We start from the raw sequence: 12,950 nt of genomic DNA on the forward strand, positions 1-12,950 counted from the left end.
ACTCACCATGGCTCCGCCATGCCTCGATCCTCCGCCTTGCGATGCACGCACCCCAGCCCCGCTCCTTCTCCCACCCCCCATTCGCCGGTCGGTCTCACATGGATCAGAAACGGATCAGAGTTGGAGCGAGAAGGAGAGGAGCGTCCTTGACGCCTCAGTCCGAATCCCAGGGCCAGAAGGGGTGGCCCGCCCGCAGCTTCCTCGGTTGCCTGTCGGAACCCGTCCGCGCCAAGCTGCTCCGGATCGGTACGCGCTGCCGTTACCTACCCGAAGAGATCCTGATTCGCGAGGGCGACTGTTCCAACCATGTCGTGCTCCTGCGCTCAGGATTCGTCAAGGTCACCGCTCGCCTGGACAACGGTCACGAGGCGCTGCTCGCCATCCGGGTCGGCGGGGACATAGTCGGCGAGATGGCTGCCATGGATGACGGCGCGCCGAGGTCGGCCACGGTCACCGCTTGTGGAGAGATCGCCGCCAGCATAGTTCGCGAGTCCGGCCTCCGGTTCTTCCTGGAATCCCACGCTGAGGCGGCGCGCGCGGTCAATCGGATCGTTGTCCAGCGGCTCCGCTGGTCGAACCAACGGCGGGTGGAATTCGGGGGGTATCCGGTCAAGGTGCGGCTCGCCCGCGTACTCGCCGAGCTGGCGGGCTCGCACGGACATCCGGTGCCGCGTGGGCTGGTCATAGGGGTCGACCTCACCCAGCCGGAATTGGCCGCGCTCACCGGGTCGGCGGAGGTCACCATCCACAAGGCGCTCGCCGAACTGCGCAGGGACGGACTCATCACCACCGGCTACCGACGTACCACTGTCCTCGACCTGGCTCGACTGCGGGAAGCCGCCCGGCTGCGCGCGGCCATTCCGTAACGGGGGCGTCGCCCGTCCCGTCCGCTGGAAACCGTATTTTTACGACCTACTCGGTGTTCCCCGTCTCCGGCTGCACAGTTGACGCCAACCGCGCTCAACCAAGCAGACGGGTGAACCGAGTCCATGACACCGCCTTCGCAATCGCATTCACATTCGCAGGAGATCATCACACGCCATCTGTGCATGGCCGCCGACGTGGAGAAGTACAGCCGCCTCGACACCCCGAGCCAGGAGGCCTTCCAGGCCGACTTGGTGCGAGTACTTGAGGAGGCGGCGGTGCTCAGCGGTCTGGACCGCACGGGGTGGGAACGTCAGCCGCAAGGGGATCAGGAGTTCGCCGTACTGCCGCTTGAGACCCCGGAACCGGTGGTGCTCGGCGGCTTCGTACGGAACCTGGCCATCCGGCTCGGCGAGCGCAACGCCAACCTCGCCGCAGGAGAGCGGATGCGGCTCCGGCTTGCCGTCGACCTCGGCGTGGCCCGCGTCCGCCCAGCCGGACAAGAACACTCCACCGCGGGGTCGGGTACCGGACTGGGCGACCACCTTGCTGACTGCCAAGGGACTCGCGATGCCGGCGTTGGAGGGCAGGCTTCTTTCCGTCGCCGGCTTCGACGGCACCCGGGCCACCGTGGACTGGGAAGTGGATCGCACGCTCGTCACACCTGTGAAGGGCACCGACACACTGAAGAAGGACCGGCGGAGCGGCCGACGCGGCTGTGTGGAGAAGCGGCTGCGGGAGTTGTCCGCCGGAGCGCCGAGCATCGATCGTACGGACGTGCTCGGTGCGCTGGCCGCGGCTGACGACCACCTCGGCCCGGGGGACGGTCGCCACCGGATCGTCGTGGCGACCGACGGGCTGACCAACACCGGCTGTGCGGACCTGCGCTCCGTCGGGTTCGACGGCTCGGACGAGATCAAGGCGACGGTGGAGCGCTGCCGCAAAGCGGGCGAATTGCCCGACCTGGCGGGCGCCGAGGTGAACCTCGTCGGCATAGGCCGCGCAGCCCGGGGTGAGGCGCCGTCCTCCCCGCAGACCGCCTGGCTGGCCACTTTCTGGACCCAGCTGTGCGAGGCGACCGGCGCCTCCTCCTGCGAGGCGGCCGCCACCGCCCGGGTCCGCGAGGCGGGAAAGAACACCGAGGCGGTGAAGACGGAACCGGAGGTGACCTTCCCGGCCGTCTCGGAGCAGCCGGCCGGACGGGTCACCACGATCACCCTGCCCGGCTCCGTCCTGTTCGCGACCGACCGGGCGGAGCTGTCCCCATCGGCGCAGAGCACGCTGGACGACGCCGCACGTCGGATCAAGGACCTCGATCCCGTCTCGGTCGCCGTCTTTGGGCACACCGACTCACGTGGCAGCGAACAACGCGGCAGGGAGCTCTCGCTCGCCCGCGCGGACTCTGTCCAGGCCGCCCTCACCAAGCGCGGGGTCACGGTGGTCTCCGCACGCGGATATTCCAACGACCGCCCCAGCTGCACCCCTGAGTACCACGACGGCGTACCAGACTACGCGGCCATGGCGTGCAACCGCCGGGTGGAGATCGCTGTGACGGTACGCCGCTGATCGCCCGCCGCAGCCCGCAGCCGTTCGAGAAGCACGTCTTGGAAAAGGATCTCGTCCATGTTCCAGAATCATCGAGGCATCCCGTGCCACCACGGCTGTGGATGCGACATCCGGCACCTGGTGAAGAGCGCCGAGCACGGCCCCGAACGGGACCCGGAGCACCTGGACAACGGTGAGATGCGGTTGCTGCTGCGCGCGGCCCGCGAGGTCGGCGAACTCGTCGGCCACAACCGTGAGCAACTCGCCGCCGCCCGGGCCCGTACGATCGACGCCCACGCGCGGACCGAGGAGGCACTCCAGTCTCTGGCTCGTTTCGAAGCCGCTGCTTCTCTCCGGACGACCCGGGCGGCCCAAGAGGCGGTCGAGCTCCGCCACGCGGAGGACGGTGCCCACGACCGGCGCCGCCGCGAACTGTGGATACGGGCGCTGCGCTGGCCGGTCATCGCCGCCATGGCCGTGTTCGACGCGTGGTACTTCATGCAGGTCTTCCAATACCTCACGACCAGTGAGGAGGCGGTCTCGGCGGTCGAGCAGACGGTCTCCTTCCTGCCCGGTGTCGTCCTGGCCCTGGCTCTGATGCTGTCCGGGCACGCGATCGCGGCCCCATTGCACCGGGTACGCGAGCGGCTGCGGGCTCTCCACGACCGCCGCCCCGGACTGTCGTTGCTCGGTGCGCTCGCGCTGCCTGTCCTCTACCTGGCCGCCGTGCTGTCCACCGTCACCGTGTGGGCGGTACTGCGGGCCCGTGACACCGGAGTGGGGGAGGAGGTCGAGGGCGCCCGCTACGCGCCCGGCTGGGTCGCCGTGCTGATGCTGGTGCTCGCGATCACTGCCGTGGCGATGAAGATCGTCGCCCACAACCCATACGCGGACAGCGCTGCCGAGGCCCGTCGCGACCTCCTGCGGGCCAGGCTGACGTACGCCTTGCTGGTGCGGCGAGCCGGCGATGCCCTGCGCCGGCATGAGCGGGCCTGGAGCGATCTGTGCGCGCTACGCGATGAACTCGCCTCGCAGGTACGCCTGGAGAGCATGCGTGTCTGGGAGGCAGCCATCCTCACTGCCCGTATGTTCCACGGACAGGCCGGCCACATCCCGCCCGCCCCGGCCGCCCCGCCGGGCGGAGCGGCGGCGCAGGCGCCGACAGCCGCCTGGGTGGCCCCGCTCTTCTCCGGCGTGGTCGAGCCCCCACCGGAGCTCGGCCCCTTGGTCGAAGCTCACCGGATCGCCGCCACCTGCGCCCCGGCCGAACTGCGCGCCCGCCGCACCGAACTGATCAGCCGCATCGACGCTCAACTCGGCCCGATGTGAAGGCCATACGAGCGTGCCCCTCCAAGCAGCCCCGCCATCGTTGAGACCGCAGCACGCCTCATACCGCATGCCCCGAGCCACTCGCGAGAACACCGAGCCCGAGGCCCGACAAGGACAAGGAGCCCGGGGGCGAACCGGTGGCAGATTGCGCCGTGGGATCCGGGGACGTGCCGGGGGCCTGGCGGCCCGTCCGCTCACGCAAACGGCCCCGGACGAGACGTCCGAGGCCGAATAGAGCCCCGCCCTGGGGGGAGAAAACCCAGGTCAGAGCGGTAATGCGCTGTGCCCTCGGCAGGATTCGAACCTGCGACACCCGCTTTAGGAGAGCGGTGCTCTATCCCCTGAGCTACGAAGGCGGGCCTTGCGTGAAACATGGATGAATACTCTGAGTGATGACTCGTCCATGTTGAGGCAAGGTCCTGAGCTGCCTGTGACGGCAGCCCAGGACAGCCTAGCGGATGTGGGCGGGGCCGTGGTGGCCGCCTCAGCGCGCCGGGCTTTGGCCGGTGTCGTCGGTGGTTTCTGCATCTGCGTCGGCGTATGTGGGGTCTTCGGTGTAGCGGGCGTGGCTGGTGGCGTTCCGGGCGAGCATGAAGCCGAGGATGACGAGGCTCTGGGCTTCGGCTCCGAAGGCGATCACGCGGCGGTTCCAGAGGGAACGGTCGAGTTGTGAGAAGCCGGATTCGCTGTCCTCGCGACCCCCGTAGAGGTTCTGGTGGGTGCGGGTGGCGTCGGGGATTTGGAGGAGGTGTTCGGCGCGGTGGAAGCCTTGTTCCGTGTCGCTGTGGCCTGCTTCACGTTCGCCGGGGGCGGTGGTGATGCCGACGGGTTCGCGATGTTCATGCGGGCCGCGGGGGCAGGGGATGGCCAGGAGGTGGTACCAGCGGTGGGTGTGGGCGGAACGGCGGCGTTCGAGTTTGCGGACGGGGGCGGGCAGCAGGGTGTTGGTGCCGTTGTCGAGGAAGACGCGTTCGTGGACGCGTCCGTTCTTGGACCAGAGTTCGTGGGCACAGTGGGGGTGCGTGAGGGTGCGGATGTAGCGGGGGCGGGCGCCCTTGTGCTGTTTGTTGATGAGGAGTCTTCCGCGGCGGGCGATGATGTCGCGGTGCGTGCCGCGGAAGGCGCCGTCGGAGAGGACGCCCATACAGCCGTCGGCTGCGTCGAGGAGGGCGCAGGCGGTTTCCAGGGCGATGGCGGCTTCGCCGCCGGGGTGGTCGCGGGGGACGTGGCGGTAGCGGAGGAAGCCCCGGCGGAAGTAGCCGCGGTGGCGGGTGGGGTAGGCGACGGATTTGGTGCCCAGGACCATCGTTGTCCTGTCGTCGCTCCCGCCGTCCTGGCTTCGACCTGGCCGGGGTCGAGGACGCGAGCGGCGCCGACCCCGACGACGGCCCGGACTACGAGTGCGCGCTCGGCGGACGCGACCGGGACCGGGCCGTCGTCCTCCTCGCCCACCAGCCCGCACAGGTCATGGAGGCCGCCCGTTGCGGGGTGGATCTCCAGTTGTCCGGCCACACCCACGGCGGCCGGCTCTGGCCCTTCACCCATCTCACTGCCCTGGCCACCCCGGACGTCGCCGGGCTGGGCGGCACGGGGACACCCTGCTCTACGTGACCCGGGGCACCGGCTTCTGGGGGCCGCCGGTCCGGCTGGGCGCCGCCCCGGACATCACCGTCGTGGAACTGGCGTCGCCCCGCGTCTGACCGTGTACGCGACGGCCGGGCGCGGGGCGCCACCGGTGCCTCAGTGGCCGCCGGGCCCGCCCAGCAGCGGCAGGCCCGCCGTGTACCGGCGCAGGAAGCCCGCGGTCGGGGTGTCGGCTTCGGCGACCTGGTCCGGGGTACCCGCGGCCACGACCGCGCCGCCGTCCGGGCCGGCGCCCGGCCCCAGGTCGATCACCCAGTCCGCGGAGGCCGCGACGGGGATGTCGTGCTCGGCGACGACCACGGTGTTGCCCGAGTCGAGCAGCAGGTCGAAGGCGTCCACCATGCGCTGGATGTCGGAGGGGTGCAGACCGGAGACGGGTTCGTCGAGCACGACCAGTCCGGCCTTGCGCCCCGCCGATCCGCGCTGGATCGCCGACGCCAGCTTCAGGCGCTGCGCCTCGCCGCCGGAGAGTTGCGTGGCGTTCTGGCCGAGTTGCAGATAGCCGAGGCCGACCCGGTCCATGGCCTCCAGGGCCTCCGCCAACTGCCGCTGTCCCGTGAGGCGTTCGACGGCCTCGGCGACGGTCAGCTCCAGCACCCCGTCGATGGTCAACCCCTCGTAGGTGATCTCCAGGGCCTCCGGTGTGTAGCGGCGGCCCTCACAGGCGTCGCAGACCACCCACACGTCCGGCAGGAAGTGCATGTCGACCAGCTTGCGGCCGTACCCGGTGCAGGTCTCGCAGCGTCCGCCGTTGGCCGTGTTGAAGGAGAACCAGGAGGACTTGACGCCGCGCTTGCGTGCCTCGTCGGTCTCCGAGAACAGCTTGCGGACGATGTCGAACGCCTTGCTGTACGTGGCGGGGCTGGACCGGGGTGTCCGGCCGATCGGCTCCTGGTCGACCACGGCGACCCAGCTGAAGCGCTCGCTCCCGGCGACCCGGCGGACGGTTTCGGCCGTCGTTCCGGTCAAAGCCGCCTCCGTCCCGGCACCGAGCGCGCCGAGCAGACTGCTCTTGCCGCTGCCGCTGACCCCGGTCAGACAGGTCAGCCGGCCCACGGGGAAGCGGACCAGGTCCGTTGTCACGTTGTGCGCGGACAGCCCGTGCAGCTCCACCCAGCGAGTGCCCTCCCCGACCGGCCGGCGGGTACGGCGCAGCCGCGGTCCCTTCCCGGCGAGGTAGTGGCCGGTGAGCGAGCGGGGGTGCGCGGCGATGTCTGCGGGGGTGCCGGAGACGAGCACCTCGCCGCCCAGCCGTCCGGCGCCCGGTCCCATGTCGATCACCCAGTCGGCGCGGGCGATCAGTTCAGGGTCGTGTTCGACCAGCAGCACGCTGTTCCCAGCGGCGCGCAGTTCCAGCGCAATGTCCAGCAGATGGGCCTTGTCCGCAGGGTGGAGGCCGGTGCCCGGTTCGTCCAGGACGAAGATGATGTCGCTGAGTTCGGTGCTGAGCTGGGCGGCGAGCCGGGTGCGCTGGAGTTCGCCGCCGGACAGGGTGGCCGCGCCGCGCGACAGTTGGAGATGGGCGAGGCCGAGGCGGTCCAGCACGCGGAGTCTTCGGGCAAGGTCCTGGAGGAGGGGTTCGCCGACTGCGCGCCGGCCGGTGCCGAGACCGGAGGTGACCCGGTCGCCCCAGGCGCGTACCTCCCGGACGTCGACCTCCAGCAGTTCGGGGTAGGAGAGCCCGCCGAGCCGTACCGACCGGGCGATCGCGTCGTAGCCGGTGCCGCCACAGGTGGTGCAGGGCATCTTGCGCATGTACGGCAGATAGCGCTCCTTGGCGCTGGGAGTCGCCGCATTCGCGAAGACCCTCTCCACCTCGGCGAGCGCTCCGCGCAGCGGCTCGCTGGAGGTGTACGTCCAGGAGGACATCTCGTTCTTGTTCGGCATGTCGACGGTCGCCTCGATCCTCTCGTCACCCGTGCCGTGCAGCACGTCGTGCCGGAAGCCCTCGGGCAGCGACTGCCAGGGCTGTGCGAGGTCCACGCCGCGTTTCTCGGCCAGTGCGGGAATGAAGGCGTGTTCGCCGGAGCGCCACTTCGCGTACCAGGGGGAGGCTCCGTCGAACAGGGGCAACTCCGGGTGCGTGACGACGAGTTCCTCCCGTGCCTGCCAGCGTCCGCCGACGCCGTGGCAGTCGGAGCAGCTTCCCTCCGGGGTGTGCCGGTCGAAGTGGGCGGTACTGAGATGGCCGTCACCGGATATCGCGTCCGGGCCGATGCCGGGCAGCCGGGAGTAGAGCAGTCCGAGGTGGCCGTCGATACCGGTGATGGTGGCGACGGTGGAGCGGGGGTTGCGGTTGAGCCGGCGCTGGTCGACGGCGAGGGTGGCGCCGAGACCGAGGATCCGGTCCACCTTGGGACGGTTGCGCTGGGTGATGTACTGCCGGACGAACGGCGAGAGCCCTTCCAGATAACGGAGTTGGGCCTCGCTGTGCAGAGTGTCGATCGCTAACGAGGTCTTGCCGCTGCCGCTGACCCCGGTGAAGGCCACCACCCGGCCCTTGGGGATGCTCACGGTGACATCGCGGAGGTTGTTGGTCCGTGCCCCCACCACCTCGATGGTCTCCGAGGTGCGCACGCATTCTGTCATTTCCTCAGTCCTCTCCCGACGGCGGGAAGGACAACGTACGGGCCGGAACGCCCGGTAGGGGCCCGGCGTCCTCTTTCCGAGCACCTCGAAAGCCCCTCCCGGACAAACCAATGAGACTACTGCGCGACGTCGGCCGCCGATCTGCGGGAGAGCCCTTCGAGCAGGTCCATGGCACGGTCCGCCACCTCGTACGGCACGAAGAGATGGTCGTGGTGGAATCCGGCCACTGCGTTGCAGCTGACTCCGGCCCGAGCGAGTTCATGGGCGACGGCGGCGGTCAGGCCCACCGCATCCAGGGCGGAGTGCACCCGCAGGACCAGCCACCCGGCCACGTAGTCGTACCCCAGCCCCGCCCGCCTCGGCGTCCTCCTGCCGCAGCACCAGAGTGAGGCCTTCGCGCTCGGCCACCGTGACGACCGGGGTCACTCCGGCGGGATGTCACCGGCCACAGTGGTGAACACGTAGCGCCCCGGATTCATCTCCGGCCGCATGTCGATCAGGAGCCGTCGCAGGTCAGTCTCGCCATACACGGGGGACACCCTGTACAGCCGGGCGGGCGGACGACGCACCGAGAGCGGCAGACCGGGCTGTCGTCCGATCGACCGGGGGAGCGAGTGGTGGTCGCCGGACGGGTGACTCATACGCCGCGGAGTACCCGAAGGCTCGTGTCGGCGACCACCCGCGCGGGCTCCGCGGGGGGAGGAAGGCGGGCAGGCGACGGGGGCGTCGCCGTGCAGGACCTGGTGCCGTTCGGGGTAGGCGCGGCGGGTGCGTTTGCCGGTTGCTTCCATCAGTCGCTGCCAACGACCGCCCAGCGAGCGACGCTCCGAGCCCGTCAAGCCGACGCCACCCTCGAAAGCAGCTACTGCGGAGCGAGACGCCGCCGCGGGGACCGGGCGGATACGGCCAAGCAGCCTGAAACAGGGACGGGTCTCAGCTCTGGTACGGGCTCTCCGCGCGGCCGGGTGCGCGCCTTGCTCCTGACGAGGCGGTGAATTCCTGCGGCGTGCTACCCGGCACCGTGTCGCTGGTCATCTGGTGGCTGTCAGTGCCGCGTGCGCGGCGGTGAGGATCTCCTCGGAGAGCGGGGATCCTTTCGTGGCCCGGGACAGGACGAGTGCGCCGAGCATCGTGCAGAGCCGGGTGATGCCGTCCTCGTCCTCGGTCTCCAGCCATGCGGCGAAGTCGCCCACTCCCTCGGCGTAGACGCGGTGGGCCTCGCCCTCCCCGGGGGCGCGCGCCATGTCGACGGCGAGCGCGGCGGCGGGGCAGCCGTCCGCCGCGCTGTCGCGGTGCTCGGTCGAGAGGTAGGTGTCGATCAACGTCCGCTGGGCCACGTCGCGCTGTCCGTCGTACCTCTCCGCCGCGTCCTCACGGAGCCGGGTGAGCGTGCCGAACGCGTGGGCGGTGGCTTCGTCGACGAGCGCCTCCTTGGAGGCGAACTGTTTGTAGAAGCCGCCGTGGGTCAGGCCGGACGCCTTCATGAGGTCGGCGACGCTGACGTGGGTGCCCCGCTCCCGGAACAGCCGGGAGGCGGTCTCCACGACCCGTCGGCGGTTCTCCTCCGCCTGTGCCTGCGATACGCGGCCCATCAGCCACCTCCCGATTGGATGTCGATTGCCATCTATCCTAGAACATGTTTAGATGGTAGTCGTAATCTATTTGGGGGCCGTGCGGCACCCCGGCACAGGGAGCGGACATGGAACTCAAGGACGCGGTCGCGGTGGTCACCGGCGCCAACCGGGGACTCGGCCGCCATCTGGCCGCCCAGCTCGTGGCACGCGGAGCAACCGTGTACGCGGCGGCCCGCCGCCCCGAGACGGTGGACCTGCCGGGCGTCACCCCGCTGCGCTTGGACGTGACGGACGAGGAGTCCGTACGGGCCGCCGCCCGCATCGCGTCCGACGCGACGCTGCTGGTGAACAACGCGGGCATCTCCACTTTCACCCCGCTGATCGCCGGTGGCCCGGACGCGGTGCGCCAGGAAATGGAGACGAACTTCTTCGGCCCGCTCACCGTGACCCGGGCCTTCGCCCCCGTCATCGAGGCCAACGGCGGCGGCGCCGTACTGAACGTCCTGTCCGTCCTGTCCTGGGTGCACCCCGCCGGCCTCGGCTCCTACGCTGCGACCAAGGCCGCCGCGTGGGCGCTGACCGACGCGGCCCGGGAGGAACTGGCGCCCCGCGGTATCACCGTCTCGGCGCTGCACGTCGGATACATGGATACCGACATGGCCGCGGGCGTTCCCGCCGACCAGAAGGCGGACCCCGCCGATGTCGCCACACAGGCTCTGGACGGCATCGAGACGGGGCTGCCCGAGATCCTCGCCGACGAGACCACCCGGTACGTCAGGCAGAACCTCGCCGCCATCCCCAACGCGGCGTGAGACGCGCCGTGCCGCCCCACTGCCCCGGTCTTCTCCTTCCCCTTCCTATCCCTGCTCCCTGAGTGAGGACACCTGATGCGTTACACGACCTTCGGACACCGGACCGGACTGCGTGTGTCCGAGTACGCGCTCGGCACGGCGAACTTCGGCACCCGCTGGGGCGCCGGTGCCGAGCCGGACGAGGCCCGCCGTATCTTCGACCGGTTCGCTGAAGCGGGCGGCACCTTCCTCGACACCGCGGACGCGTATCAGTTCGGCGAGTCGGAGGAGCTGACGGGGAAGTTCGTCTCCGCGGACCGGGACCACTTCGTCCTGGCCACCAAGTTCACCCTCGGAGCCGCGCCTCAGCCGGGCATCTCCAGGACGGGCAACAGCCGCAAGACCATGGTCGCCTCGGTGGAGGCCAGTCTGGAGCGTCTGGGCACCGACCACATCGACCTGCTCTGGGTGCACTTCCCCGACGAACTCACCCCCGTGGAAGAGATCCTGCGCGGCTTCGACGACCTGGTGAGTTCCGGCAAGATCCACCACGCCGGCCTGTCCAACTTCCCCGCCTGGCGCGTCTCACGGGCGGCGACCCTCGCGGACGTCAAGAACTGGGCGCCCGTCGTGGGCATCCAGAACGAGTACAGCCTGGTCGAGCGGACCGCCGACCGCGAGCTCCTGCCGATGGCCGAGAGCCTGGGACTCGGCGCCGCCCTGTGGTCCCCGCTCGGCGGCGGACTGCTCACCGGGAAGTACCGGCGCAGTGCCGAGGGGCGGCTGAGCGACCTGGGGAGGGTCATCCACACGGAGAGCACCGACCAGAAGACCCGCGTCGTCGACGCCGTTCTGGCCGTCGCCGAGGAGACCGGCGTGACGCCCGCGCAGGTGGCGGTGGCCTGGGTACGGGAGCGTGCCGCCCGGTCGGCGACCTCGCTCGTCCCGGTCATCGGGCCGCGCAGCCTCACCCAGCTCGACAGCTACCTGAGCGCCCTCGACATCCAGCTGACCTCCGAGCAGTTCGCCCGGCTCTCCGGCGTCAGCGAGGTGCCGCTCGGAGTCCCCCACGAGGCGATCGCCGGATCCCTGGGCGGTATCCAGGGAGGCGACGTCGACCGCGTCATCGCCCCGGCCGCGCCGGTGGCCTGACCCTCGAAAGCCTCGTGATCGGTTCCCGGTGATGACACCGCCCTTGAGGTTTGCGGCGGGCACCGCGCGGGTGACCGAAGCCCGAAGGTCTCGCCCCTCGCCGGCGGGCAACGGAGACGACGATGAAGACCTTCATGATCGAGCGGTACGGCGACAAGGCGGGCGTACGCGCCGGCGAGATGCCCGAGCCTCAGGTGGGCGCCGACGACGTTCTGGTCCGGATCCACGCGGCGAGCGTCAACCCGCTCGACCTCAAGCTCCGCGACGGCGAATTCAAGGCCATCCTCCCGTACCGTCTCCCGCTCGTCCTGGGCAACGACCTCGCCGGGAAGGTGGTCCAGGTGGGACCGGCCGTCACACGCTTCGCGGTGGGCGACGAGGTCTACGCGCGGCCCGACAAGGACCGTATCGGCACGTTCGCCGAATTCATCGCCGTCCACCAGGACGACGTGGCGGCCAAACCGGCCACGCTCACCATGGCGGAGGCCGCGTCCCTTCCCCTGGTCGCCCTGACCGCGTGGCAGGCGCTGGTCGAGCGGGCGCAGGTGCGGCCGGGCCAGAAGGTTCTGATCCATGGGGGCGCCGGCGGTCTCGGCACCGTCGCCGTCCAGTTGGCGAAGCATCTGGGCGCGTACGTGGCCGCCACCGCGAGCACGGCCAAGACCGAGCTGGTGAGGGAACTCGGCGCGGACATCGTCGTCGACGACAAGAAGCAGGACTTCGAGACGGTCCTCGACGGCTACGACGTCGTCCTGGACACCCTCGGCGGCAAGACACTCAAGAAGTCCCTGCGTGTACTCAAGCCCGGCGGGACGATCATCAGCGTCGCGGGCCCTCCCGACCCGGCCTTCGCCCGCGAGCTGGGCGCGAACGCTGTCCTCCGACTGGCCGTGGGTGCGCTGAGCCTCACAACCCGGCGCAGCGCCACGCGCCGCAACGTGACGTACTCCTTCCTGTTCATGAAGGCGTAGTGGACCGCCATCCACCGCAGATCGGTGTGCGTACCGGGGTCGCCGACCGCCGTGCGCAGCCGCGTCCGGAGCGGGCCCGTCAGGGACGGATAGGCCTCAGGGATCTCTCTCCCCGTCCATCCCTCGACCTGGCGTCGCTTGGCTCCCGCGAGTCGACGCGGCAGCAGGACCGCCTCCGGCAGCAGCCCGGCACCGACCAGCATCATCGTGCCGGCGGCCACGGCCAGCAGCACCGTGACGAACAGGTATGAGAAGAAGCCGAGGGCTGCGGCTTCCGCCAACTGCGCCGTGGCCCGCGCTGCCTGCCTCACTGTTCTTCGCATGCCGACCAAGCTGAATCCCCACTCCCCTGGGCGCGGGAGAGCGGGCACCCCGGCCATGGTGTAGCCCACTGCACCATGAGTTCGGGAGAGCACCTCCTCGTTCCGGCGAGCGGGCGGCGGCACCGTTGAACCCGGTTGATCCCGGAGGTTCACCGTTCCCCCGCGCCG

At 70.2% G+C, this 12,950-nt stretch carries 9 protein-coding genes, 1 tRNA gene and 4 pseudogenes; 7 read left to right on the plus strand and 7 right to left on the minus strand.

Annotation, left to right across the window (positions count from 1 at the left end; genetic code table 11):
- The first annotated feature begins 146 nt into the window (after window positions 1-146).
- Window positions 147-866 carry a Crp/Fnr family transcriptional regulator gene (locus AB0P17_RS23700; RefSeq protein ID WP_365813885.1) on the plus strand — a complete coding sequence of 240 codons (720 nt, stop codon included), beginning with the start codon at window positions 147-149 and terminating at the stop codon, window positions 864-866.
- A gap of 147 nt (window positions 867-1,013) precedes the next feature.
- Here AB0P17_RS23700 and AB0P17_RS23705 read toward each other — a convergent pair whose 3' ends face one another.
- Window positions 1,014-1,367, minus strand: coding sequence for a hypothetical protein (locus tag AB0P17_RS23705; protein ID WP_365813886.1), 354 nt, complete (start codon window positions 1,365-1,367; stop codon window positions 1,014-1,016).
- 67 nt (window positions 1,368-1,434) lie between these two features.
- Between AB0P17_RS23705 and AB0P17_RS23710 the strand changes: the two genes are divergently transcribed.
- Together AB0P17_RS23710 and AB0P17_RS23715 are read left to right on the plus strand one after the other, a co-directional pair.
- A complete protein-coding gene (locus AB0P17_RS23710; protein ID WP_365813887.1) occupies window positions 1,435-2,430 on the plus strand; it encodes an OmpA family protein in 996 nt (331 codons plus the stop codon).
- Window positions 2,431-2,487: 57 nt separating this feature from the next.
- Entirely contained in the window at window positions 2,488-3,738 is a 1,251-nt protein-coding gene (locus tag AB0P17_RS23715; RefSeq protein WP_365813888.1) for a hypothetical protein, read from the plus strand.
- 283 nt (window positions 3,739-4,021) lie between these two features.
- Here the strand turns inward: AB0P17_RS23715 and AB0P17_RS23720 are convergent.
- Window positions 4,022-4,094, minus strand: a tRNA-Arg gene (locus AB0P17_RS23720).
- 128 nt (window positions 4,095-4,222) lie between these two features.
- A complete protein-coding gene (locus AB0P17_RS23725; RefSeq protein WP_365813889.1) occupies window positions 4,223-5,044 on the minus strand; it encodes a hypothetical protein in 822 nt (273 codons plus the stop codon).
- Between the two features lie 26 nt (window positions 5,045-5,070).
- Here AB0P17_RS23725 and AB0P17_RS23730 point away from each other — a divergent pair.
- Window positions 5,071-5,438 (plus strand): annotated as a pseudogene (locus AB0P17_RS23730) (metallophosphoesterase); the annotation flags it as partial.
- 40 nt (window positions 5,439-5,478) lie between these two features.
- On the opposite strand, the gene AB0P17_RS23735 reads toward AB0P17_RS23730, so the two are convergent.
- The 3 genes and pseudogenes from AB0P17_RS23735 to AB0P17_RS23745 all read right to left on the minus strand — a co-directional run bounded on the left by AB0P17_RS23735 (window position 5,479) and on the right by AB0P17_RS23745 (window position 9,563).
- Window positions 5,479-7,971, minus strand: coding sequence for an excinuclease ABC subunit UvrA (locus tag AB0P17_RS23735; protein ID WP_365813890.1), 2,493 nt, complete (start codon window positions 7,969-7,971; stop codon window positions 5,479-5,481).
- A gap of 116 nt (window positions 7,972-8,087) precedes the next feature.
- Window positions 8,088-8,501: pseudogene (locus tag AB0P17_RS23740) on the minus strand (ACT domain-containing protein).
- Window positions 8,502-9,002: 501 nt separating this feature from the next.
- Window positions 9,003-9,563 carry a TetR/AcrR family transcriptional regulator gene (locus AB0P17_RS23745; protein WP_365813891.1) on the minus strand — a complete coding sequence of 187 codons (561 nt, stop codon included), beginning with the start codon at window positions 9,561-9,563 and terminating at the stop codon, window positions 9,003-9,005.
- 107 nt (window positions 9,564-9,670) lie between these two features.
- On the opposite strand from AB0P17_RS23745, the gene AB0P17_RS23750 reads away from it, so the two are divergent.
- The 3 genes and pseudogenes from AB0P17_RS23750 to AB0P17_RS23760 all read left to right on the plus strand — a co-directional run.
- Entirely contained in the window at window positions 9,671-10,357 is a 687-nt protein-coding gene (locus AB0P17_RS23750; protein ID WP_365813892.1) for an SDR family oxidoreductase, read from the plus strand.
- A 75-nt stretch (window positions 10,358-10,432) separates the two neighbouring features.
- Window positions 10,433-11,488: an aldo/keto reductase gene (locus AB0P17_RS23755; RefSeq protein WP_365813893.1), complete on the plus strand. Its 1,056-nt coding sequence runs from the start codon at window positions 10,433-10,435 to the stop codon at window positions 11,486-11,488.
- Window positions 11,489-11,610: 122 nt separating this feature from the next.
- Window positions 11,611-12,456: pseudogene (locus AB0P17_RS23760) on the plus strand (NADP-dependent oxidoreductase); the annotation flags it as partial.
- Window positions 12,457-12,512: 56 nt separating this feature from the next.
- On the opposite strand, the pseudogene AB0P17_RS23765 reads toward AB0P17_RS23760, so the two are convergent.
- A pseudogene (locus AB0P17_RS23765) lies at window positions 12,513-12,839 on the minus strand (sensor domain-containing protein); the annotation flags it as partial.
- Window positions 12,840-12,950 lie beyond the last annotated feature (111 nt).

Origin of the sequence: Streptomyces sp. NPDC088124 (assembly GCF_040685895.1) — a bacterium.
Classification (GTDB): Bacteria; Actinomycetota; Actinomycetes; order Streptomycetales; family Streptomycetaceae; genus Streptomyces.